General features: G+C 74.5%; 22 protein-coding genes and 1 tRNA gene. 20 read left to right on the forward strand and 3 right to left on the reverse strand.

What is annotated here, in order from left to right:
* The 6 genes from OCU29_RS07035 (at window position 1) to OCU29_RS07060 (ending at window position 7,805) form a co-directional block, all read left to right on the forward strand.
* Entirely contained in the window at window positions 1-1,086 is a 1,086-nt protein-coding gene (locus OCU29_RS07035) for an alpha/beta fold hydrolase (protein WP_261819346.1), read from the forward strand.
* Window positions 1,083-2,063, forward strand: a complete 981-nt coding sequence (gene tsaE, locus OCU29_RS07040) for a tRNA (adenosine(37)-N6)-threonylcarbamoyltransferase complex ATPase subunit type 1 TsaE (protein ID WP_258016870.1) — start codon at window positions 1,083-1,085, stop codon at window positions 2,061-2,063. The genes OCU29_RS07035 and tsaE overlap by 4 nt, the downstream gene beginning before the upstream one ends.
* 10 nt (window positions 2,064-2,073) lie before the next feature.
* Window positions 2,074-2,616, forward strand: coding sequence for a hypothetical protein (locus tag OCU29_RS07045; protein WP_261819347.1), 543 nt, complete (start codon window positions 2,074-2,076; stop codon window positions 2,614-2,616).
* Window positions 2,617-2,763: 147 nt separating this feature from the next.
* Entirely contained in the window at window positions 2,764-6,405 is a 3,642-nt protein-coding gene (mfd, locus tag OCU29_RS07050) for a transcription-repair coupling factor (RefSeq protein ID WP_261819348.1), read from the forward strand.
* An 81-nt stretch (window positions 6,406-6,486) separates the two neighbouring features.
* On the forward strand, window positions 6,487-7,173 hold the full coding sequence (locus tag OCU29_RS07055) for a hypothetical protein (RefSeq protein ID WP_261819349.1): 687 nt from the start codon (window positions 6,487-6,489) through the stop codon (window positions 7,171-7,173).
* 14 nt (window positions 7,174-7,187) lie between these two features.
* Window positions 7,188-7,805, forward strand: a complete 618-nt coding sequence (locus tag OCU29_RS07060) for a MazG family protein (RefSeq protein ID WP_261819350.1) — start codon at window positions 7,188-7,190, stop codon at window positions 7,803-7,805.
* Window positions 7,806-7,911: 106 nt separating this feature from the next.
* On the opposite strand, the gene OCU29_RS07065 is transcribed toward OCU29_RS07060, so the two are convergent.
* Window positions 7,912-9,399, reverse strand: coding sequence for an amidase (locus tag OCU29_RS07065; protein WP_261819351.1), 1,488 nt, complete (start codon window positions 9,397-9,399; stop codon window positions 7,912-7,914).
* 152 nt (window positions 9,400-9,551) lie between these two features.
* On the opposite strand from OCU29_RS07065, the gene eno reads away from it, so the two are divergent.
* From eno to OCU29_RS07090, 5 genes are all read left to right on the forward strand, one after another.
* Complete coding sequence (gene eno, locus OCU29_RS07070) at window positions 9,552-10,829, forward strand: phosphopyruvate hydratase (RefSeq protein ID WP_261819352.1); 1,278 nt, start codon at window positions 9,552-9,554, stop codon at window positions 10,827-10,829.
* A 15-nt stretch (window positions 10,830-10,844) separates the two neighbouring features.
* Window positions 10,845-11,423 carry a septum formation initiator family protein gene (locus OCU29_RS07075; RefSeq protein ID WP_179615510.1) on the forward strand — a complete coding sequence of 193 codons (579 nt, stop codon included), beginning with the start codon at window positions 10,845-10,847 and terminating at the stop codon, window positions 11,421-11,423.
* Window positions 11,420-11,935, forward strand: a complete 516-nt coding sequence (locus OCU29_RS07080) for a DUF501 domain-containing protein (protein WP_261819353.1) — start codon at window positions 11,420-11,422, stop codon at window positions 11,933-11,935. Before OCU29_RS07075 ends, OCU29_RS07080 begins: the two co-directional genes overlap by 4 nt.
* Window positions 11,926-12,870, forward strand: a complete 945-nt coding sequence (locus tag OCU29_RS07085; RefSeq protein ID WP_261819354.1) for a Ppx/GppA phosphatase family protein — start codon at window positions 11,926-11,928, stop codon at window positions 12,868-12,870. The genes OCU29_RS07080 and OCU29_RS07085 overlap by 10 nt, the downstream gene beginning before the upstream one ends.
* A 64-nt stretch (window positions 12,871-12,934) precedes the next feature.
* On the forward strand, window positions 12,935-13,168 hold the full coding sequence (locus OCU29_RS07090; protein ID WP_261819355.1) for a hypothetical protein: 234 nt from the start codon (window positions 12,935-12,937) through the stop codon (window positions 13,166-13,168).
* A gap of 79 nt (window positions 13,169-13,247) precedes the next feature.
* On the opposite strand, the gene OCU29_RS07095 is transcribed toward OCU29_RS07090, so the two are convergent.
* A complete protein-coding gene (locus tag OCU29_RS07095) occupies window positions 13,248-14,429 on the reverse strand; it encodes a zinc-dependent alcohol dehydrogenase (protein ID WP_261819356.1) in 1,182 nt (393 codons plus the stop codon).
* A gap of 128 nt (window positions 14,430-14,557) precedes the next feature.
* Here OCU29_RS07095 and OCU29_RS07100 point away from each other — a divergent pair, with 128 nt between their 5' ends.
* From OCU29_RS07100 to OCU29_RS07135, 8 genes are all read left to right on the forward strand, one after another.
* Window positions 14,558-16,039 carry an FAD-dependent oxidoreductase gene (locus OCU29_RS07100; RefSeq protein ID WP_261819357.1) on the forward strand — a complete coding sequence of 494 codons (1,482 nt, stop codon included), beginning with the start codon at window positions 14,558-14,560 and terminating at the stop codon, window positions 16,037-16,039.
* Entirely contained in the window at window positions 16,036-16,662 is a 627-nt protein-coding gene (locus tag OCU29_RS07105) for an endonuclease (protein WP_261819358.1), read from the forward strand. Before OCU29_RS07100 ends, OCU29_RS07105 begins: the two co-directional genes overlap by 4 nt.
* Complete coding sequence (locus OCU29_RS07110) at window positions 16,652-17,371, forward strand: uracil-DNA glycosylase (RefSeq protein ID WP_261819359.1); 720 nt, start codon at window positions 16,652-16,654, stop codon at window positions 17,369-17,371. The genes OCU29_RS07105 and OCU29_RS07110 overlap by 11 nt, the downstream gene beginning before the upstream one ends.
* On the forward strand, window positions 17,368-17,928 hold the full coding sequence (locus OCU29_RS07115; protein ID WP_261819360.1) for a glycine cleavage system protein R: 561 nt from the start codon (window positions 17,368-17,370) through the stop codon (window positions 17,926-17,928). Before OCU29_RS07110 ends, OCU29_RS07115 begins: the two co-directional genes overlap by 4 nt.
* Window positions 17,925-18,479, forward strand: a complete 555-nt coding sequence (def, locus tag OCU29_RS07120) for a peptide deformylase (RefSeq protein WP_261819361.1) — start codon at window positions 17,925-17,927, stop codon at window positions 18,477-18,479. Before OCU29_RS07115 ends, def begins: the two co-directional genes overlap by 4 nt.
* A 14-nt stretch (window positions 18,480-18,493) precedes the next feature.
* Window positions 18,494-18,567, forward strand: a tRNA-Leu gene (locus OCU29_RS07125).
* A gap of 180 nt (window positions 18,568-18,747) precedes the next feature.
* A complete protein-coding gene (locus OCU29_RS07130) occupies window positions 18,748-19,377 on the forward strand; it encodes a bifunctional 2-polyprenyl-6-hydroxyphenol methylase/3-demethylubiquinol 3-O-methyltransferase UbiG (RefSeq protein WP_261819362.1) in 630 nt (209 codons plus the stop codon).
* A 232-nt stretch (window positions 19,378-19,609) separates the two neighbouring features.
* Window positions 19,610-20,473 carry a Bax inhibitor-1/YccA family protein gene (locus OCU29_RS07135; protein WP_261819363.1) on the forward strand — a complete coding sequence of 288 codons (864 nt, stop codon included), beginning with the start codon at window positions 19,610-19,612 and terminating at the stop codon, window positions 20,471-20,473.
* A gap of 76 nt (window positions 20,474-20,549) precedes the next feature.
* On the opposite strand, the gene OCU29_RS07140 is transcribed toward OCU29_RS07135, so the two are convergent.
* On the reverse strand, window positions 20,550-21,587 hold the full coding sequence (locus tag OCU29_RS07140) for an SGNH/GDSL hydrolase family protein (protein WP_179615519.1): 1,038 nt from the start codon (window positions 21,585-21,587) through the stop codon (window positions 20,550-20,552).
* Window positions 21,588-21,703: 116 nt separating this feature from the next.
* Between OCU29_RS07140 and OCU29_RS07145 the strand changes: the two genes are divergently transcribed.
* The gene (locus OCU29_RS07145; RefSeq protein ID WP_261819364.1) at window positions 21,704-23,092 is read left to right on the forward strand and encodes a cystathionine beta-synthase; all 1,389 of its coding nucleotides are present in this window, start codon (window positions 21,704-21,706) and stop codon (window positions 23,090-23,092) included.
* Window positions 23,093-23,111: the final 19 nt, after the last annotated feature.

The raw sequence follows: 23,111 nt of genomic DNA on the forward strand, positions 1-23,111 counted from the left end.
ATGCGTCGTCGTGTGGCCGGGCTGGCCGGCGCCCTCGCGGGCGTCGCGGTGGCCGGCACCGCCGCGGAGGTCGTCCGCCGCCGCCGCGTCATCGCCCGCCGGGGCGCGGGCGACCGCGCCCCCCTGGGCACGCTGCGCTCCGTGGCGCGCACCGTGGTGGCCGACGACGGGCTGCCGCTGCACGTCGAGGTCGACGAGCCCGACGCCCACGACCCCGCCGACCCGACCGGCCCCGACCACCAGCCGCTCACGGTGGTCTTCGTGCACGGCTACGCCCTCAACCTCGACTGCTGGCACTTCCAGCGCGCCGGCTACCGCGGCCTGGTGCGCACCGTCTTCTACGACCAGCGCTCCCACGGCCGCTCCGGGCGCTCCTCGCTCGAGCACGCCACCATCGACCAGCTCGGCCACGACCTGGCCCGGGTGCTCGAGGCCGAGGCACCCGAGGGGCCCGTGGTCCTGGTGGGCCACTCGATGGGCGGGATGACTATCATCGCGCTGGCCGAGCAGCACCCTGAGCTCTTCGGCGACCGGGTGGTCGGCGTGGGGCTGGTCTCCACGACCGCCGGCGGTCTCGACGTGGGCCGCCTGCTGCTGCCGGTCGTGCCGGCCAAGCTCGCCGGGCCGTTCCTGGGCCGCGCGGTCGGGCGGGCGATGGTGCCGCTGGCGCGCGGGCACCGGCTCATCGACCTGGCCCGCCGCCTCGGCGGCTCGTTGGCGATCGTGGCCACCGACCTGTTCTCCTTCGGCGGCGACGTGCCCGAGTCCTACGTGCGCTTCGTCGACCAGATGCTGGCCCGCACCCCCTTCGAGGTCGTCGCCGAGTTCTTCCCCAGCTTCGAGTCGCTCGACAAGTTCCACGTCGTGGAGGTGCTGAGCCGGGTGCCCGTCTCGATCATCTGCGGCACCTCCGACCGGGTCACCTCGATCGGCCACAGCCGCAAGCTGCACGCCCACATCGACGGTTCGCGCCTGGTCGAGGTCGAGGGCGCCGGGCACATGGTCGTCATGGAGAGCCACGACCAGGTCAACGCCGAGCTCGACCAGCTCCTCGCGGCCGCCAGCGAGCGGGCGGAGCAGCGGTGAGCACGGCGCGCGAGGAGTCCCGCCCGCGTCCCGACGTCGTCGTACGACGCGTGGGGCCGGAGGCCGCCGAGCACGTGATGCACGTGGTGCACGAGGCGTTCTCGGCGCGCCCGCCGCTCGACCCGCCGCCGGGGGCGCTGAAGGAGACGGTGCACACCATCCGCGGCAAGCTCGCCGACGGCGGCGGGCTGCTGGCCGTCATCGACGACCAGCCCGTGGGCACCCTGATCCTCGACCCGATCGGGTCCTCCACCTACATCCGTCGCTTCGGAGTGGTGCCCGGGATGCAGGGCATGGGCATCGCCGGTCGGCTCATCGACGCCGCCGTCGACGCGGTCGCCGACTCCGGTCGGGGCACCGACGACCTGATCGTGCAGGCGCGCGAGGAGCTGCCGGCCACGGTGCGCTTCTGGGACCGCCAGGGCTTCCGCGAGATCCGCCGCTACTCGCCGCTGGTCGAGATGCGCCGCCCGCTGCGCACCGCCGTCTTCCAGGCCCCGACCGCCGACGCGATGCGCGGCATCGGCCGCTCGCTGGCCGGCCAGCTCAGCCACGGCGACCTGGTCGTGCTGACCGGCGACCTGGGTGCCGGCAAGACCACCTTCACCCAGGGTCTCGGCGCCGGGCTCGGGGTGCGCGGCAACGTCACCTCGCCGACCTTCGTCATCGCCCGCGTGCACCCTTCGACGGTCGGCGGCCCCGAGCTGGTCCACGTCGACGCCTACCGCCTCGACGGGCTCGAGGAGCTCGACGACCTCGACCTCGACACCTCCCTCGACGAGGCCGTCACGGTGGTGGAGTGGGGCGAGGACCTCGCCGAGGGGCTCTCGGAGTCGCGCCTGGAGATCCGCATCGTGCGCGCCATCGGCGACCCCGACGACGACCGGGACCCGGTCTCGATGTTCGACCCGCGCCGGGTCGAGGTGACGCCCGTCGGCCCGCGCTGGCACGCCCTGTCCTTCCGCGCGCTGGGCTGAGGCGAGCGCGGTGGCCGGCGTCGAGGTCCTCGACGGCGGGCGCCCGCCCCGGGGCCCGCGCGCCGTACGCCGCCTGAGGCTCCTGGCCGCGCTCGCGGCGCTGCTGGTCGTCGCGGGCGCCGTGCTGGCGGTCCTCGACGCCCGCTGGCGCGACGACGAGCGCGACCGGTTGGCGGGCTGCGAGGAGCGGGCGCTGGCCGCGGCCCGGCGCACCGACACCGTGCTCGCCGCGATGGTGGCCTACCTGCGCCCGGCGTTCGCGGCCGTGCCCGAGGGCAGCGGCCGCGACAGCTTCTACGCGATCGTGGCCGCCGAGGCCGAGGAGGTCCGCCCGGTGCTGCGACGGGCGCTGGAGGTCTGCCGCGGCGTCGAGGTGCGCTCCTGGCACCGCGACCTGGGCGAGCAGCAGCGGGCGTACGTCGCCTACCTCGCCGCTCGCGAGCAGCTGGTGGCCGAGGTGGCCGCCGACGGGCGGGTGCTCTACACCGCCGACCAGGCCCGCTCCGACGAGCTGGCCGCGCTGCGCGAGGAGGCGTTCGGCGCCCGCCGCTGAGGACAACCGGCTTTCGGCCGGTGTCGGTGGCCGGTCGTAGACTCGAGCGCGCTGCACCGCACCCCCGTCTCGCGCCCGAGCGGGGGCGTTGCCCGTGCGGCGCCCCCTGTGCTTGACGCACCAGCGACCACCCAGGAGCCAGCGCACGTGTCGACCACGACCCTCGAGACCCACCTCGCCCCCGGCCCCGCCGGGATCGCCGACGCGGTGCTGGCCGACCCGACTCTCGCCGAGGTCCTCGCCGACGCGGGGGAGGGGCGGGTCCGTGCGCTCGACCTGACCGGCCCCGAGGCCCTGCGCCCCTTCGTGGTGGCCGGGTTGGTGCGCGCCGGTCGCAGCGTGCTGGCGGTGACCGCGACCTCGCGCGAGGCCGAGGACCTCGTCGCCGCGCTCGGCGACCTGCTCGACCCGGCCGCGGTCGCCTACTACCCGTCGTGGGAGACGCTGCCCCACGAGCGGCTCAGCCCGCGCTCCGACACCGTCGGTCGCCGCCTGGCGGTGCTGCGCCGCCTGCAGCACCCCGGCACCGACGCCACCAACGGCCCGCTGCAGGTGGTGGTGGCGCCGGTGCGCTCGGTGCTGCAGCCGCAGGTCAAGGGGCTCGGCGACCTCGAGCCCGTCGAGCTCGTCCCCGGCGGCACCGCGCCCCTCGACGACCTGGTGCGCCGCCTCTCCGACGCGGCGTACTCGCGCGTCGACCTGGTCGAGCGCCGCGGCGAGTTCGCGGTGCGCGGCGGGATCATCGACGTCTTCCCGCCCACCGAGGAGCACCCGCTGCGCGTGGAGCTGTGGGGCGACGAGGTCGAGGAGATCCGCTCGTTCTCGGTGGCCGACCAGCGCACCCTCGAGCCCGTCGAGCGGCTCTGGGCGCCGCCGTGCCGCGAGCTGCTGCTCACCGACGAGGTACGCCGCCGCGCGGCCGCGCTCGGCCAGGCCCACCCCCAGCTGCTCGAGCTGACCGACAAGATGGCCGAGGGCATCGCCGTCGAGGGCATGGAGTCGCTGGCGCCCGCGCTCGTCGACGACATGGAGCTGCTCGTCGACCTGATGCCCGTCGACACCCACGTGCTGGTGCTCGACCCCGAGCGCGCGCGCCGCCGCGCCCACGACCTGGTCGCCACCAGCGAGGAGTTCCTGGGCGCCAGCTGGGCCGCGGCCGCCAGCGGCGGCAGCGCCCCGATCGACCTGGGCGCGGCGTCGTACCGCACCCTCTCCGACGTGCGCGAGCACAGCCTGGGCCAGGACAAGCCCTGGTGGACCGTGAGCCCCTTCGGCATCGACGACGCCGACGGCGCGGCGGCCGGGCCGGTGCTGCGCGACGAGTCGGGCGCGGTCACCGGCATCGACGTCGACGTGACCGTGGGCGCGGTGCCCAGCCGGGCGCTGCCCGCCAAGCCGGTCGACGCCTACCGCGGCGACGTCGAGCGGGCGATCAAGGACCTCGAGACCTGGCGCTCCGAGGGCTACCGGGTGCTGGTGCTGCACGAGGGCCACGGCCCCGCCCAGCGCATGGTCGAGGCGCTGGCCGAGCACGACGTGCCGGCCCGGATGGTCGAGCCGCGCCCCGGCGACGGTGGCGAGCAGGTGCGCCTGTCGCCCGACGTGGTCACCGTCAGCTGCGGCGCGCTCGCGCACGGCTTCGTCGACGAGACGAACCGCTTGGTGCTGCTGACCGGCGAGGACCTCTCGGGCCAGAAGTCGTCCACGCGCGACATGCGCAAGATGCCCACGCGCCGCAAGAAGCAGATCGACCCGCTCGAGCTCAAGGCCGGCGACTTCGTCGTCCACGAGCAGCACGGCGTGGGGCGCTTCGTGGAGATGAAGCAGCGCCAGGTCGGCGGCGCGACCCGCGAGTACCTCGTGCTCGAGTACGGCGCCTCCAAGCGCGGCGGCCCCGCCGACCGGCTCTACGTGCCCGCCGACGCCCTCGACCAGGTCACCCGCTACGTGGGTGGCGAGCAGCCCAGCCTCGACCGCCTCGGCGGCGGCGACTGGGCCAAGCGCAAGGGCCGCGCCCGCAAGGCGGTGCGCGAGATCGCCGCCGAGCTGATCAAGCTGTACGCCGCCCGGCAGGCCACCCAGGGCCACGCGTTCGGCCCCGACACCCCCTGGCAGCGCGAGCTCGAGGACGCCTTCCCGTTCCAGGAGACCCAGGACCAGCTGACCACGGTCGACGAGGTCAAGCAGGACATGCGCCAGGTGGTCCCGATGGACCGCCTGGTCTGCGGCGACGTGGGCTACGGCAAGACCGAGATCGCGGTGCGCGCGGCGTTCAAGGCCGTCCAGGACGGCAAGCAGGTCGCGGTGCTGGTGCCCACGACGCTGCTGGTCACCCAGCACCTGTCGACCTTCAGCGAGCGGATGGCCGGCTTCCCGGTGGTGCTGAAGGGGCTCTCGCGCTTCCAGACCGACAAGGAGGCCAGGGAGGTCCTGGCCGGGCTGGCCGACGGCACCGTCGACATCGTGGTGGGCACGCACCGGCTGCTCAACCCCGACACCCGGATGAAGGACCTGGGGCTGATCATCGTCGACGAGGAGCAGCGCTTCGGCGTCGAGCACAAGGAGCAGATGAAGCGGCTGCGCACCTCCGTCGACGTGCTGTCGATGAGCGCGACGCCGATCCCGCGCACGCTCGAGATGGCGATCACCGGCATCCGCGAGATGTCCACGATCACCACCCCGCCCGAGGAGCGGCACCCGGTGCTGACCTACGTCGGCGCCTACGAGGACCGCCAGGTGGTGGCCGCCGTGCGCCGCGAGCTGCTGCGCGAGGGCCAGGTCTTCTACATCCACAACCGGGTGCAGTCGATCGAGAAGGCCGCGGCGCGCATCAAGGAGCTGGTGCCCGAGGCGCGGGTCGCGACCGCGCACGGCCAGATGGGCGAGCAGCAGCTCGAGCAGGTGATGCTCGACTTCTGGGAGAAGCGCTTCGACGTGCTGGTGTGCACCACGATCGTGGAGTCCGGCCTCGACGTCTCCAACGCCAACACGATGATCATCGAGCGCTCCGACACCCTCGGCCTCTCCCAGCTGCACCAGCTGCGCGGTCGGGTCGGCCGCTCGCGCGAGCGGGCCTACGCCTACTTCCTCTACCCCTCCGAGAAGCCGCTGACCGAGACCGCGCACGAGCGGCTGGCCACCCTGGCCCAGCACTCCGACCTCGGCGGCGGCATGGCGATCGCGATGAAGGACCTCGAGATCCGCGGCGCCGGCAACCTGCTGGGCGGCGAGCAGTCGGGCCACATCGCCGACGTCGGCTTCGACCTCTACGTGCGCCTGGTCGGCGAGGCGGTCGCGGAGTTCAAGGGCGACGGCGGCGAGCCCGAGCTCAACGAGGTCCGCATCGAGCTCCCGGTCGACGCGCACCTGCCCCACGACTACATCCCCACCGAGCGGCTGCGCCTGGAGATCTACAAGCGCCTGGCCGAGGTGCGCTCCGACGACGACGTCGACGCGATCAACGAGGAGCTGCTCGACCGGTACGGCGAGCCGCCGGTCGAGGTGGTCTCGCTGCTGCTGGTCGCGCGGTTCCGGGCCCGGGCCCGCAAGGCCGGGATCGGCGAGGTCACGATCGCCGGCAAGAACGTGCGGTTCGCGCCGGTCAGCCTGCCCGAGTCGCGCGTCGTGCGGCTGCAGCGGATGTACCCGAAGTCGCTGGTCAAGCCGCAGGTCGACACGATCCTGGTGCCGCGACCGCAGACCGCGGTCATCGGCGGGCGCCCGCTCGACGGCATCGCGCTGCTCGAGTGGGCGCGCGGAGTGATCGACCAGGTGATCGACCCGGCGTGAGCGGCTGGTTCAATGTGACCAGTCGAGTGTGACCCGGCCCTCACTTCTCATCCCACGCTGCCGTCATCCCAAGGAGCTCCCGTGCGTCTGTCCCGTCCCCTCGCCGGTCTCGCCGCCGCGGCCCTGCTGGGCACCGGTGTGCTCTCCGGCTGCGGTGTCTCCGAGATCCAGGCGGCGCCCGGCGTGGCCGCCGAGATCGACGACCGGCAGATCAGCGTCGCGGAGGTCGACGACCTCTCGGTGGCGACCTGCGAGGTGCTGCGCAGCAACCCCGAGCTCCTGGGCCAGGGCTACACCGGCTCGACGGTGCGCGACACGGTGCTGGCCCAGCTGGCCCAGCGCGAGATCGCCGACCTGATCGCGGCCGAGAACGACATCGACGGCGACGTGATCTACGGCAGCGCCGCCCAGCAGGCCCGGCTCGGGCTCGCCCAGGCCGACTCCGAGGCCCTCGAGGAGGTGCTGCCGGTCTTCGCCTCCAGCGGCTACCTGCGCGCGGTGGTCGCCGAGGTCGTCGACCCGGCGCTCGACGGCGACGCCGACGACGCGACCCGCACGGCGGCGTACCAGACCTACCTGTCGGCCTGGCAGGCCGCGCACGACATCTCGACCAACCCGCTCTTCACCGAGGTCGACTTCACCGCGCCCGAGGAGCGCCGCAACGAGCTCTCGGTCGCGGTCAGCGACCAGGCCGTCGAGCTGCTGACGCTCGACCCGGCGGCGGTGCGGCTCGAGGAGCGGCTGCCGGCCTCGCAGCGCTGCACCTGAGCGGGGCCCGCCCCGTGGACGCCGCCGACGAGCCGCTGCTCGAGCTGCGCGCGGTGATGGCGCGCCTGCGCGCCGAGTGCCCGTGGAAGGCCGAGCAGACCCACCGCTCGCTGGTGCGCTACCTGCTCGAGGAGACCCACGAGACCGTCGAGGCGGTCGACCGCCTCGAGGCGGGGGAGCCCGGCGCGCTCGAGCACCTGCGCGAGGAGCTCGGCGACCTGCTGCTCCAGGTCTACTTCCACGCGGCCGTCGCCGCGCAGGCCGGCGGCTTCGACATCGATGACGTCGCCCGCGGCATCACCGACAAGATGCTGCGCCGCAACCCGCACGTCTTCGGTGACGAGGTTGGGGGGACGCGCGACGCCGCCGCCGTCAACGAGCGCTGGCAGCAGATCAAGGCCGCCGAGAAGTCCGGGCGCACCACCGTCGACGAGGGCGTGCCCGCCGGCCTCCCGGCGCTGCTCTACGCCGACAAGGTGCTCGACCGGCTCCACCGCGCCGGGCGCGACGTCGACCTCCGGCCCGGCTCCGAGGACCTCGGCGAGCGGCTCCTGGCCCTGGTCGAGGAGGCCCGCGCCGACGGCGTCGACCCCGAGCAGGCCCTGCGCGACGCCGTACGCCGCCGCACCTGACGCGAGCCGGCGCCAGTTCCCCGCCGAGTCGGCGCCAGTTCCGGAACTGGCGCCGACTCGGCGGGGAAGTAGCGCCGGCTCGCGGGGGAAGTAGCGCCGGGTCGGGTCAGAGGGGCGGGCGGCGGTCGAACCAGGGGGCGGCGTCCTCGAGCTGGGCGGCCAGGCGCAGCAGCATCCCCTCGCTGCCCAGGCGCCCGACGAGCTGCACCCCCATCGGCAGGCCCTCGGGCGTCCAGTGCAGCGGCACGCTCATGGCCGGGCGGCCGGTGAGGTTGGCCAGCTGGGTGTAGGGCACCCAGCCGAGGTTCTCGCTGATCATCTGGTCGACCAGCGGGGTGAAGCGCAGCAGGCCGCCGACGCGGGCGGTCAGCAGCGCCTTCTGGGCCAGCTGCACCAGGGGCGGCTGATCGAAGGCGCCGATGCGCGGCGGCGGGGTCGCGGTGGTGGGGGTCAGCAGCAGGTCGTGCTCGGCGTGCAGCGCGGCCAGCCGGCGCACGTGGGTGTGGCGGTTCTCGGTGGCCCGCACGTAGTCGGTCGCGGCGGTCGCGCGGCCCAGCGCGGCCATCACCCGGGTGTCGGGCTCGAAGTCGTCCTCGCCCGCCCCGGTCAGCTGTCGGGCCTGGTCGACGGCCACCGCGCAGTTGACGAACCAGGTGGTCAGGAAGTCCTCGGCCAGCTGCGCGTCGTCGACCGGGGCGGCGTCGAGCTCGACGACCTCGTGGCCGGCGGCGGCCAGCAGCTCGGCGGCGTGGTGCACGGCCGCCTTGGCCTCCGGGTGCGGGTCGGGGTTGACGCTGCTGTGCCAGCTCACGGCGACCCGGAGCCGGCCCGGGTCGCGGCCGACCTCGGCGGCGTACCCCTCGGCCGGGCCGGGGGCGGCCAGGAACGGCGACTCGGGGGTGGGGCCGGCGAGCACGTCGAGCATCGCGGCGCTGTCGCGGACGCTGCGCGAGACCACGCCGTCGGTGCTGGTTCCGCCGATCGACTCGCCGAACTCGGGGCCGTGGGGCAGCAGCCCGCGGCTGGTCTTGAGACCGAAGAGCCCGCAGGCCGAGGCCGGGATGCGGATCGAGCCGCCGCCGTCGCTGGCCGCGGCGCAGGGCACGATGCCGGCGGCCACGGCCGCGGCCGAGCCGCCCGAGGACCCGCCGGGGGTGTGCGCGAGGTCCCACGGGTTGCGGGTGGCGCCGAAGACGTGCGGCTCGGTGACGCCCTTGGCGCCGAACTCGGGGCTGTTGGTCTTGCCGAAGATCACCAGGCCGGCCTCGATCCAGCGCTGCACCACCGCGGCGGTCTCGGCGGCCGGGTGGCCGGCCAGGGCCCTGCTGCCGCCGCTGGTCGGGACACCGGCCAGGCGCTGGTTGAGGTCCTTGAGCAGGAACGGCACCCCGGCGAAGGGGCGCCCGCCCTCGGGCTCGGGGCCCGAGGGCACCGGCGGCTCGACGTCGTGCACGATCGCGTTGATCCGCGGGTTCACCTCCGCCGCGCGGGCCCGGGCCGCGGCGAGCAGCTCCTCGGCGGTGGTGGAGCCCTCGCGGACGAGGGCGGCGAGGGCGGTGGCGTCGTGGTCGGCGTAGGCGGCGTAGTCGAGCATGGCCACACCGTAGTGACCGGGCGGTGCTCCCGGGGGCCGGACCGCGCGACTCGCGGGCCGCGCCACGCACTAGGCTCGGCGCCGGCGAGATCGTCCGCCCCCGCAGCACAGCCCACCACGCAGCACCCCCGAACCGTTCAGGAGCACCCCAAGTGGCATCCATCGAAGCAGTCGGCGCCCGCGAGATCCTCGACTCCCGGGGCAACCCCACCGTCGAGGTCGAGGTCGTCCTCGACGACGGCACCTTCGCCCGCGCAGCCGTGCCCAGCGGCGCCTCCACCGGCGCGTTCGAGGCCGTCGAGCTGCGCGACGGCGGCGACCGGTACGCCGGCAAGGGCGTCCAGCAGGCCGTCGACAACGTGATCCGCGTGCTCGGCCCCGCCGTCGAGGGCCTCGACGCCGACGACCAGCGGCTCGTCGACCAGGCGATGCTCGCCGCCGACGGCACCCCCAACAAGGCCGAGATCGGCGCCAACGCCATCCTCGGCGTCTCGCTGGCCGTGGCCCGCGCCGCCGCCGACTCCGCCGGCCTGCCGCTCTACCGCTACGTCGGCGGGCCCAACGCCCACGTGCTGCCGGTGCCGATGATGAACATCCTCAACGGCGGCTCGCACGCCGACTCCAACGTCGACATCCAGGAGTTCATGATCGCGCCGGTCGGCGCGTCCTCCTTCCGCGAGGCGCTGCGCTCGGGCGCGGAGGTCTACCACGCGCTGAAGGCCGTGCTCAAGGAGCGCGGGCTGGCCACTGGCCTCGGCGACGAGGGCGGCTTCGCCCCCGACCTCGACTCCAACCGCGCCGCCCTCGACCTGATCGCCGAGGCCGTCGAGCGCTCGGGCCAGAAGCTGGGCACCGACATCGTGCTGGCCCTCGACGTGGCCGCCACCGAGTTCTGCACCGACGGCGTCTACTCCTTCGAGGGTCAGTCCAAGACGGCCGCCGAGATGACCGCCTACTACGCCGAGCTGTGCGAGGCCTACCCGATCGTCTCCATCGAGGACCCCCTCGACGAGGACGACTGGGAGGGCTGGAAGACCCTCACCGACCAGCTCGGCGACAAGGTCCAGATCGTCGGCGACGACCTGTTCGTCACCAACGTCGAGCGCCTGCAGCGCGGCATCAGCGGCGGCCAGGCCAACGCCCTGCTGGTCAAGGTCAACCAGATCGGCTCGCTGACCGAGACCCTCGACTCCGTCGACCTGGCCCACCGCAACGGCTTCCGTTGCATGATGAGCCACCGCTCCGGGGAGACCGAGGACGTCACGATCGCCGACCTGGCCGTGGCCACCAACTGCGGCCAGATCAAGACCGGTGCCCCGGCGCGCTCCGAGCGGGTCGCGAAGTACAACCAGCTGCTGCGCATCGAGGACGAGCTCTCAGATGCCGCGCGGTACGCCGGTGTGTCGGCGTTCCCGCGCTACACCTCCTGAGCGACCCTGGGACACATGCCCGAGAACCGACGCACCCCGTCGCGGGGCAGCGGCCCGCGCGGGCGCACCGGCCCCGGCCGGGGCGGTGCCCCGCGCCCGGCTGCGCGCCCCGCGGCCGGGTCGACCCCGCGCCCGGGCACCTCGCGTCGCCGCCGGCCCCGGCTGACCGGCCGGGCGGCGGTGCTGGTGCTGGTGGTGGCCGTGCTGGCCGTCTCCTACGCCAGCTCGGCGCGCGCCTACCTCCAGCAGCGCGGTGAGCTCGACGCGCTGCGCGCCGACATCGCCGAGAAGGAGGCCAGCATCTCCGACCTCGAGCGCGAGATGCGGCGCTGGGAGGACCCGGCGTACGTCACCCAGGAGGCGCGCGAGCTCGGCTACGTGATGCCCGGTGAGACGTCGTATGTCGTGCTCGACGAGGACGGCGAGCCGCTCGAGCCGGCCGCCGAGCTCGCCGACCCCGACGAGGTCGGCCCCGAGGTCGAGCCGGCCTTCTGGGAGGACGCCTGGGCCTCGGTGCTGCTGGCCGGCAACCCGCCGCGCAACCCCGGCACCCCGCCCCTGACCGAGATCGACGGCTCCGAGGAGCAGCAGTGAGCACCCCCGACCTGCCCGGCATCAGCGAGGCCGACCAGGCGGTCGTCGACGCCCAGCTGGGCCGCTCGGCCAGCGGGATCGCCGAGGTCGGGCACCGCTGCCCCTGCGGCAACCCCGACGTGGTGACGACGGTGCCGCGCCTGCCCAGCGGCACGCCGTTCCCGACGACGTACTACCTGACCTGCCCGCGCGCCGCGTCGCGCATCGGCACCCTCGAGGGCTCCGGGCTGATGAAGGAGATGGAGGCGCGCCTCGCCGACGACGAGGAGCTCGCCGCGGCGTACGCCGCCGCCCACGAGCGCTACCTCGCCGCGCGAGACGAGATCGGCCGGGCCGCCGGGCTCGACGTGCCCGAGATCGAGGGGATCTCCGCGGGCGGGATGCCCGACCGCGTCAAGTGCCTGCACGTGCTGGCCGGCCAGTCCTTGGCCCAGGGCCGCGGCGTCAACCCGCTCGGCGACGAGGTCCTCGACGCCCTCGGTCCCTGGTGGGAGCCGGGCCCGTGCGCGTAGCCGCCATCGACTGCGGCACCAACTCGATCAAGCTGCTCGTCGCCGACGTCGACGTCACCGCCGGCACCACCACCGACGTGGTGCGCGAGTCGCGGATGGTGCGTCTCGGTGAGGGCGTCGACCGCACCGGCCGGCTCTTCGAGGCCGCGCTCGAGCGGACCTTCGCCGCCGTCGAGGAGTACGCCGCGCTGGTGCGCGAGCACGGCGTCGACCCCGCCCACACCCGGTTCTGCGCCACCTCGGCGACCCGCGACGCCGACAACGCCGAGGAGTTCGGCGACGGCGTCGAGCAGCGCCTGGGGGTGCGCCCCGAGGTGCTCAGCGGCGGCGAGGAGGCCCGGCTGGCGTGGGCCGGCTCGGTGCGGGTGCTGCGCGAGACGCCGCAGGCGCCGGTGCTGGTCGTCGACGTCGGCGGTGGCTCCACCGAGCTGGTGCTCGGTCACGCGGGGGCCGAGCAGGACCGCCCCGACCAGGCGCACTCGATGGACATCGGCTCGGTGCGCCTCGCCGAGCGCCACCTGCACTCCGACCCGCCCACCGCCGCCGAGGTGGCCGCCTGCGTCGCCGACGTCGACGCGGTCCTCGACCAGAGCCCCGTGGCCGTCGGCGACGCGCTGAGCGTCGTGGGCGTCGCCGGCACGATCACCACCCTGGCCGCCGGGGTGCTCGACCTCGACGCCTACGACCGCGACCGCATCGACCAGAGCGTGCTCGACGTCGCCGCTGTGCACCGCGAGTGCGACCGCCTGGTCGGGCTCAGCGTCGAGCAGCGCCGGGCCCTGCCGTGGATGCACCCGCGGCGCGCCGACGTCATCGCGGCCGGCGGCCTCATCGTCTCGCGGGTGCTGGCCCGCAGCCGGGCCACCGAGCTGGTGGTCAGCGAGAGCGACATCCTCGACGGCATCGCCTGGGACCTCGCCCTGACCTCTGCCTAGGGGTGGATTGAGGCGGGCCGCGGCGGGGTAGGCGGACCGGGTCACCGACGAGAGGACCAGACCCATGAGCAAGACCTCGATGCTGATCGCCGCCGGCGCCGGCTACGTGCTGGGCGCCCGCGCAGGCCGGGAGCGCTACGACCAGATCGTGGCCCAGGCCGCCCGCGTCCGCCGCGACCCGCGGGTGCAGGACGCCGCCCACCGCGCCACCGAGACGGTGAAGGAGAAGGCCAGCGAGGTCGCCTCCGACGCCGTCGACGCCGCCAAGCGCCAGAACTCGGTGCCGCCGACCCCCTGAGGCCCGCTGCGCCACGACGTACGACGACGACCGCCCGCTCCGGAAGGCTCCGGGGCGGGCGGTCGTCGTACGTGGTGGGTCAGGGCGTGAAGACGACCTTGATCATCTCGTCCTGCTTGTCCCGGAACTTCGCGTAGGCCTCGGGCGCCTGCGCCAGCGGGAGCCGGTGGGTCACGAACTGCTCGGTGCCCAGCGGGTCGGCGTCGTCGAGGAGCAGCGGCATGATGTCGTCGGTCCAGCGCCGCACGTTGGCCTGGCCCATGCGCAGCTGCAGCTGCTTGTCGAACATCTGCATCAGCGGCATCGGGTCGGCCGCGCCGCCGTACACGCCGAGCAGCGACACGGTGCCGCCCCGCCGTACGGCGTCCAGGGAGGCGTGCAGCGCGGCCAGGCGGTCGAAGCCGGCCTTGAGCATCAGCGGCTTCGCCACGGCGTCGGGCAGCAGGCCCACGGCCTTGATGGCCTTCTCGGCCACGGGGTTGCCGTGCGCCTCCATGCCGACGGCGTCGATCACGGCGTCGGCGCCGCGCCCGCCGGTGCGGCTGCGGACCTCCTCGGCGACGTCGTCGACGGCGTCGAGGTCGATCGTCTCGGCGCCCCGGGCCGCCACCCGGGCGAGGCGCTCGGGCACCCGGTCGACCACGATGGTGCGGATGCCGCGGTGCATCGCGATCCGCGCCGCCATGTCACCGATCGGCCCGGCGCCCATCACCAGCAGGGTGCCGTCGGCGGGGCAGTCGGCGTACTCGACGCCCTGCCAGGCGGTGGGCAGCACGTCGGAGAGGAAGACGAACCGGTCGTCCGAGGGGCCCTCCGGCACCTTGACCGGCAGGAAGTCGGCGAACGGGACCCGCAGCAGCTCGGCCTGTCCGCCCGGCACGGCACCGTAGAGGCTGCTGTAGCCGAAGAGGCTGGCGCCGGTGCCGTGCTCGCGGTTCTGGGTCGTCTCGCACTGGCTGTGCAGGCCGCGCGAGCAGGTCCAGCAGCTGCCGCAGCTGATGTTGAAGGGCACCACCACGCGGTCGCCGACCGCGAGGTCGCGCACGTCGGGCCCGACCTCGCGCACGATCCCCATCGGCTCGTGGCCCACGACGTCGCCGGGGGTCATGAAGGGTGCCAGCGGCTCGTAGAGGTGCAGGTCGGAGCCGCACAGGCCGGTGGTGGTCACCTCGACGACCGCGTCGGTCGGGTCCTGGATGCGGGGGTCGGGCATCTCCTCGACCGACATCGTGCGCGGGCCCTGCCAGGTGACTGCCTTCATCTGCTGTCCTCCGTGTGGTGCGTCGGTCCCCCGAGGGGCGTCCCTCCACCGTGCGTGCGCCGGCCCGCGGGCCAGGACATCCCTGCGGGTGATTCGCGCGCCCGGCCGGCTGGCGCAGGCTGCCGGGCATGACCGAGCCCAGCATCTGGTGGCAGCACCGCGCCGACCCGCCGACCCAGCCCTCCGTGCCCGGCGACCCCGGCCCGCAGGAGACCTTCGACGTCGTCGTCGTGGGGGCCGGCGTCACCGGGCTGGCCACCGCCCTGGAGCTGGTGCGCGCCGGCCGGTCGGTGCTGGTGGTCGAGGCCCGCCACCCCGGTGCGGTCACCTCGGGCCGCACCACCGGCAAGGTCTCCGCGCTGCAGGGCACCACCCTCTCCGAGCTGCGCCGCCGCCACGGCGACTCCCCGCGGGTCACGGCGTACGTCGAGAGCACCCTCGCGGCGCTCGACTGGGTCGCGGCCTTCTGCGACGAGCACGGGGTGGCCACCCAGCGGCGCGACGCGGTGACCTACGCCGCCTCGCGCGACGGCGTCTCGACCGTGCGTGCCGAGCACGACGCGGCCCTCGACGCCGGGCTCGGGGTGCGCTTCGAGACCGACCCCGACCTGCCGGTGCCGGCGTACGCCGCCACGGTGCTGCCCGACCAGCTCCAGCTCGACCCCGTGGAGCTGGTGCTGGCGATGCTCGAGCAGGTGCGCAAGGCAGGTGGCCGGCTGCTGACCGGTCGCCGGGTCCAGCGGCTGCGCCAGCGGGGGGAGACGGTGCACGTGCTGGGCGAGGACGGCCTCGAGGTGCAGGGCCGCCACGTCGTGCTGGCCACCGGGGCGCCGGTGGTCGACCGGCGGATGCACTTCGCGCGGCTGACGCCGCAGCGCAGCTACCTGCTCGCCTTCACCCACCCCGACCCGCCGGACGTGATGGCGCTCTCGGCCGGCTCGCCCGGCCGCTCGTGGCGCGGCGGCGAGCTCGACGGCCGCCGGATGCTGCTGGTCGGCGGCGAGGGCCACGAGACCGGTCGCGGTCCACGTGAGAGCACCCGGGTCGACCGGCTGCGCCGCTGGACCGACGAGCACTTCCCCGACGCCGTCGAGCTCGGCGCCTGGTCGGCCCAGGACTACATGTCGCTCGACGGGCTGCCGCTCGTCGGCGGGCTGGGCGGGCCGAGCTCGTCGGTCAGCGTGGCCACCGGCTACCGCAAGTGGGGCCTGACCAGCGGCGTCGCCGCGGGCATCGCGCTAGCCGGGGCGCAGAGCGGGGCCGAGGCGCCCTGGAGCGAGCGGCTCTACACGCGCGCCCCGCGGCTGCGCGACGTGCCGGCGTTCCTGGGCGTGCAGGCGGGGGTGGCGCTGGGCCAGGCCGGCTCGCTCGCCCGCGGCGTACGCCGGCCGCCGCCGGTGGAGGCAGCCCGCAGCGGCGGGTGCGCCGCGCTGCCGGTGTGCACCCACCTGGGCGGCACCCTGCGCTGGAACGACCACGAGCAGACCTACGACTGCCCGCTGCACGGCTCGCGCTTCTCCGCCGACGGCGAGGTCCTCGAGGGGCCCGCGACCCGGGCGCTGCCGCGCCTGCCGCGCCTGCCCGGCACCGGGGGGCGCTCGTCGTCATGAGGCGCGACGTCGCCGCGCTGCTCGACGAGCACGGGCGCACCTACGCCGACCAGGCCGGGATCACGCTGCGCGACGAGCCGTCGCCGCTCTACTGCCTGCTGGTGCTCGCCACGCTGTCCTCGGCGCCGATCTCGGCCGACGTGGCGGCCGCCACCGCCCGCGAGCTCTTCGGCGCCGGGTGGCGCACCCCGGAGCGGATGCGCGGGGCCACCTGGCAGCAGCGGGTCGACGCGCTGGGGCGCGGGGGCTACCGGCGCTACGACGAGCGGACCGCCACCACGCTGGAGGAGTCGGCCGCCCTGCTGCTCGAGCGGCACGGCGGCGACCTGCGCCGGCTGCGCCGCGACGCCGACGGCGACCGGGAGTCGCTGCTGGCGGCGCTGCAGGAGCTCCCTCGGATCGGGCCGACCGGTGCGGGGATCTTCTGCCGGGAGGTGCAGGCGGTCTGGCCCGAGGTCGCCCCGTTCTTCGACGAGCGCGGGCTGGCCCGCGCGGAGGAGCTGGGGCTGCCCACCGACCCCGCCGACCTGGCCGGCACGGTCGGCGGCGACCCCGCCGAGGTCGCCCGCCTGTCGGCGGCCCTGGTGCGCTCGGCCCTGGCCGGAGGCCGCGGTGGCGGCTGAGCAGCCCCGCCCGGCTCTCGCCCTGCTCGAGGACCGGCTGGTCGGGTGCCGGGCCTGCCCGCGGCTGGTCGAGTGGCGCGAGCAGGTGGCCCGCGAGAAGCGCGCGGCGTACGCCGACGAGGAGTACTGGGGGCGGCCGGTGCCGGGCTGGGGCGCCCCCGACCCGCGGATCCTGGTGGTGGGGCTCGCCCCGGCGGCCCACGGCGCCAACCGGACGGGGCGGATCTTCACCGGCGACCGCTCCGGCGACTGGCTCTTCGCGGCCCTGCATCGGGTCGGCCTGGCGGCGCTGCCGACCAGCACCCACGCCGGTGACGGGCAGGCGCTGCGCGGCACCCGCCTGGTCTCGGCGGTGCGCTGCGCCCCGCCCGACAACAAGCCCACCCCCACCGAGCGCGACACCTGCGCACCGTGGCTCGACGAGGAGCTGGCGCTGCTCCTGCCGGGTGTCGAGGTGGTGGTGGCGCTGGGGGCGTTCGGGTGGGCGGCCGCGCTGACGGCGCTGGTCCGGGTGGGCGCGGAGGTGCCGCGTCCGCGACCGAGGTTCGGCCACGGGGTGGAGGTGCGCCTGCCCCTCGACGGGCGCGACCTGCCGCTGCTCGGCTGCTACCACCCGAGCCCGCACAACACCGTCACGGGCCGGCTCACCGAGCAGATGACGGACGAGGTGCTGGGTCGCGCCGCGGTCCTTGCGAGAATGACCGGGTGAGCACCGAACCCACCGCACCGACCAGCCTGCACGCCATCACCGTCCTGGGCCACGACCGGCCCGGCATCATCGCCGAGACCACCGGTCGCCTGGCCGAGCTGGGCCTCAACATCGAGGACTCCACGATGACGCTGCTGCGTGGCCACTTCGCGATGACCCTGGTGTGCTCCGGGCCCGCCACCGGTGCCGAGGTCGAGCAGGCGCTCGCCCCGCTGTCCGCCGACGGGCAGCTCACCGTGACCGTGCGCGACGTCGACGACGCCCACGCCGAGCCCGGCGAGGCCGGTGCCGCCGGGGGCGGCACCAGCTGGCTGCTGACCGTCCACGGCGGCGACCGCGCCGGCATCGTCTCGGCCGTGGTCGGCCGGGTCGCGATGGTCGGCGGCAACATCACCGACCTGACCACGCGCCTGGCCGGTGACCTCTACCTGCTGGTCGCCGAGATCGACCTCCCCGCCGACGCCGACGCCGAGGCCCTCGAGCAGGCGATCGGCGAGGCCGCCGCCGGGCTCGGGGTGCGGGCCACGCTCCGCGCGGCCGAGGCCGACGAGCTGTGAGCGAGCACCCGGTCGCGGCCTGGAGCGAGGACGACCTGGGCGTCGAGGGGCGCGTGCTCGACGTCGTACGGGCCCCGGCGGACGTGCTCTCGACGGTGGGGGAGCGGGTCGACCCGTGCAGCCCCGAGAGCGTGCAGCTGGCCGCCGACCTCGTCGCGACCATGCGGGTCAGCCCCGGCTGCGTCGGCCTGGCGGCCCCGCAGGTCGGGGTGAGCGCGCAGATGTTCTGCGTCGACGTCTCCGAGCACCCCAAGACCCGCGGCCACCACGGCACCTTCGTGCTGTGCAACGCCGAGGTCGTCGCCTCGAGCCGCAACGAGAAGGCCCGCGAGGGCTGCATGAGCGTCCCCGACCTCACCGGCGACGTGAAGCGCGCCTCGCGGCTGACCGTGCGCGGCCAGCTGCCCGGCACCGGCGAGGAGGTCGAGCTCGAGACCAGCGCCTTCGAGGCCCGCGCGCTGCAGCACGAGATCGACCACTGCCAGGGCCTGCTGTTCGTCGACCGGGCCGCCGGCGCCCACGCGATCTACGCGCGCAAGACTTACCTCTGAGCCCGACGGCTCACGCCCCCGTATCCCAATCGGCAGAGGAAACCGCCTTAAAAGCGGCTCAGTCTGGGTTCGAGTCCCAGCGGGGGCACATGCGGTGGGGGGTATCCTCGGGGTGGGGAGGGAACCGAGCGCCGACCACTCATGCCCCCCATCCGTGGTCGGCACTCCTACCCCCGGCAGGGCCGACCGCGGATCCGCTGCGACCGTGATGCATGTCCCCGGCCCTGCCGTCACCCTCCCCCCCTCCCGGGGGCGCCATCATGGGTCCATGAGCGAGCAGGGTGGGGAGAGGTCCTGGAGCGCACGCGCCTGGGACGAGCGCTACGCCGAGAAGGGACCGGTGTGGAGCGGGCGGGTCAACCCCCGCCTGGTGGAGCAGGCCTGCGACCTGGCGCCGGGCACCGCGCTCGACGTCGGCTGCGGCGAGGGCGGTGACGCGCTGTGGCTGGCCGCCCGCGGCTGGCGGGTCACCGGCGTCGACCTGTCGCAGGTGGCGCTCGACCGGGCCGCCCGCCGCGCCGGTGAGGAGGGCCTCGACGTCGACTGGCGCCGGGCCGACCTGCTCGAGGAGCCGGTGCCCGGCGGCCCCTACGACCTGGTGTCGGTCTTCTTCCTGCACGTGCCGCGCCCCGTCTTCGACGGCCTGTACGCCGCCCTGGCCGCGGCCGTCGCCCCCGGCGGCTCGCTGCTGGTGGTGGGCCACCACCCCGACGACCAGCACACCGGCGTGCGCCGCCCGCAGGGCGACGACCTGCTCTTCGGCCCCGAGCGCGTCACCGCACTGCTCGACGAGCGCGACTGGGAGCTGCGCACGGCCGCCACCCCGACCCGCACCCAGGACCTCGAGGGGCAGCCGGTCACGGTCACCGACACCGTCGTGCACGCCGTACGCCGCTGACCCACCGCGAGCCGGCGCCAGTTCCCCGCCGAGCCGGCGCCAGTTCCCGGAACTCGCGCCGGGTCGGCGAGGAAGTAGCGCCGGCTCGCGGTTCTCAGCGACTTCACAGCCTCGGCGTCACGATCCGGGAACGTCCGCGCCCGGCGCGGCGTTGGACCAGTCAGAGCCACTACAGTGGATCCACCACAGCGGCCGTCGACGCGGCCACCACCCGGCCTCCAAGGAGAGACCAATGAAGAGCAACAACCCGGTGTTCTCGCGCTCGGAGGAGTTCAACCGCTCCGGCGCGAACACCTACGGCAACCAGACGTACGCCGGGGGCTACGGCTCCGACCCCTCGACCTGGGGCACCGGCACCCCCGGTGACACCGGCTACGGCGCCCCGCAGGCGCCCGCCGCCCCGATGACCATCGACTCGGTGGTCCAGAAGACCTCGATCACCCTGGGTGTCGTCCTGGTCACGGCCTTCGCGACCTGGATCCTCACCCCCGACCTGCGTGACAACACCCAGGCCGGCGGCGCGCTCTACGCCGCGCTGATGATCGGCAGCCTGGGCGCCTTCGCCCTGTCGATGGTCAACTCCTTCAAGAAGGTCATCAGCCCCGGCCTGGTGCTCGCCTTCGCCGCCCTCGAGGGCGTCGCGATGGGTGCGTTCTCGAAGTTCATCGAGCAGACCTTCGTGCCGCAGGGCTCGGGCTCGATCGTGATGCAGGCGGTCATCGGCACCTTCGCCGCGTTCGCCGGCACCCTGGCCGCCTACAAGTTCTTCAACATCAAGGTCGGCGACAAGTTCCGCACCTTCGTGGTCGCGGCCATGTTCGGCATGGTGGCCCTGGGCCTCCTCGAGGTCGTGCTCAGCATGTTCGGCAGCGCCATGGGCTTCCTGGGCTTCGGTGCCCTGGGCCTGCTCTTCGCGGTCGGTGGCCTGGTGCTCGGCATCTTCATGCTGATCCTCGACTTCGACTTCGTCGAGCAGGGCGTGGCCAACCGCATCCCCGAGCAGGAGTCCTGGCGTGCGGCGTTCGCGCTGACCGTCAGCCTGGTCTGGATCTACACCAACCTGCTGCGCATCCTCGCGATCCTCCAGCAGGACTGATCGACCCGCACCACCCCGCAGCACGAGAAGGCCCCCGGAGCACCGCTCCGGGGGCCTTCGTCGTACGTCGAGCGGCTCAGGCGTCGACGGGCACGTCGGGCGCGTCGGTCTCGTCGTGCTCGTCGGGGGTCTCGCCGGTGGTCTCGGGGTGGCGGCGGCGGTGCCGCAGCTCCACCCACAGCCCGCGCACCCCGCGCCGGTCGCCGCCGACCTCGGTGCCGTCGAGCTCGGTGCCGGGGTTCTTGACGGCCTGGATGGCGGCGTCGGTGATCGGCAGCACGCCCTCGCCGCGCAGCGCCTGCAGCGACTCCTCGTCGGCCTCGATGACACCGAGCGCGGCGAGCACGCTGGGCAGCAGCACCGTGACCAGCGTGCGGTAGCCGTGGGCGGAGGGGTGGAACTGGTCGGGCCCGAAGAGCAGCGCGGGCGCGGCGGCGAACTCGGGGCCGAGCACCGAGCCGATGGAGACGGTGCGCCCGCCCTCCTCGATGACCGCGATGGTCTGGCCGGCCGCGAGGCGGCGCGACCACGAGCGGGCCACCTGCTTCAGCGGCGGCGCGATCGGCTTGAGGGTGCCCAGGTCGGGGCAGGTGCCGACGACCACGGCGACGCCGGCCTCGTGCAGGCGGCGCACGCCCTCCTGCAGGTGCCGGATCGAGGTCGCGGGCGGGACGATGTGGGTGACGTCGTTGGCGCCGATCAGGATCAGCGCCACGTCGGGCTCGATCGGCAGCGCGCGGTCGATCTGCTCGTCGAGGTCGGAGGTCTTGGCGCCGACGACCGCGAAGTCGCGCAGGTAGACGCGCCGGTCGGCGTGCTCGGCGACACCGCTGGCCAGCAGCGCCCCGGGGGTCTGCTCGACGCGGTCGACGCCGTAGCCGGCGGCGCTGGAGTCCCCGAGCAGGGCGACCTTGATCGCCGGGCCCGGTCGGCCGCGGCCGTACCAGCCGGTCGGGTCGGGGGGCGGCTCCTCGAGGATCGGCCCGATGGTCTTGCGGGCGAGCTTGGCCTCGGCCGTCAGGACGCCGTAGAGGCCGGCGCCGAGCACGGAGAGACCGCCGCCGCCGTAGGCCGCGGCGGACGCGAGCTTGCGTGCTGCTGCTGCCTTCCCCACACCGGGGAGTGTAGTGACCGGCACGCAGCGCGGTGGACCACCCCGACGGCACCCGCGGGGGCAGTGCAGGTCGTCACGTTTGGTCCCGGCCCGCGGCCGCGTCCTAGATTGTGGACATGCAGTACGTCGACTCCGTCCTTGACCTGATCGGCCACACCCCGCTCGTGCGCCTGCGGCGCACCCTCGACGGGCTGGCGGAGGGGCCCCTGGTGCTGGCGAAGGTCGAGTACCTCAACCCCGGCGGCTCGGTGAAGGACCGCATCGCCACCCGGATGATCGAGGCCGCGGAGGCCTCCGGCGAGCTGCAGCCCGGCGGCACGATCGTCGAGCCGACCTCCGGCAACACCGGCGTGGGCCTGGCGATGGTGGCCCAGGAGAAGGGCTACCGCTGCGTCTTCGTGTGCCCCGACAAGGTCAGCGAGGACAAGCGCAACGTGCTGCGCGCGTACGGCGCCGAGGTCGTGGTCTGCCCGACCGCCGTGGCCCCCGAGCACCCTGACTCCTACTACAACGTCTCCGACCGGCTCGCCTCGCAGCCCGGCGCCTGGAAGCCCAACCAGTACGCCAACCCGCACAACCCGCGCAGCCACTACGAGACCACCGGCCCCGAGATCTGGGAGCAGACCGAGGGCCGGATCACGCACTTCGTGACCGGCATGGGCACCGGCGGCACGATCTCGGGCGTGGGGCGCTACCTCAAGGAGCGCAACCCCGACGTGCAGGTCGTCGGCGCCGACCCCGCCGGCTCGGTCTACTCCGGCGGCGACGGACGCCCCTACCTCGTCGAGGGCGTCGGCGAGGACTTCTGGCCCGAGACCTACGACCGCTCGGTCGCCGACCGGGTCATCGAGGTCTCCGACGCCGACTCGTTCGCGATGACGCGCCGCCTGGCCCGCGAGGAGGCGCTGCTGGTCGGCGGCTCCTGCGGCATGGCCGTGGTGGCCGCGCGCCAGCTGGCCCACGAGCTGGCCGCCGAGGGACGCACCGACGCCGTCGTCGTGGTGCTGCTGCCCGACTCGGGCCGCGGCTACCTGACCAAGATCTTCAACGACGACTGGCTGGCGCAGTACGGCTTCGCGACCTTCGAGGGCGGCGACGCCTCGCGGACCGTGGGGGAGGTGCTGCGCGGCAAGTCCGGCCGGCTGCCCGACCTGGTGCACACGCACCCCAACGAGACCATCGCCGAGGCCGTCGCGATCCTGCAGGAGTACGGCGTCTCGCAGATGCCGGTCGTCCGCGCCGAGCCGCCGATCGTGGCCGCCGAGGTCGCCGGAGCGGTCTCCGACCGCGCCCTGCTCGACGCGCTGTTCGCCGGCCACGCGCACCTGACCGACCGGGTCGAGGACCACATGTCGGCGCCGCTGCCGACCATCGGCGCGGCCGAGGAGGCCACCGACGCGGTGCGGCTGATGGAGAGCGCCGACGCGGTGCTGGTGCACGAGGACGGCAAGCCCGTCGGGGTGCTGACGCGACAGGACCTGCTGGCCTTCCTGGCCCGCGCCTGACCCCCGGGCGGCTGCGGCC

This window comes from Nocardioides sp. OK12 (genome assembly GCF_024341885.1).
Taxonomy (GTDB): domain Bacteria; phylum Actinomycetota; class Actinomycetes; order Propionibacteriales; family Nocardioidaceae; genus Nocardioides; species Nocardioides marinisabuli.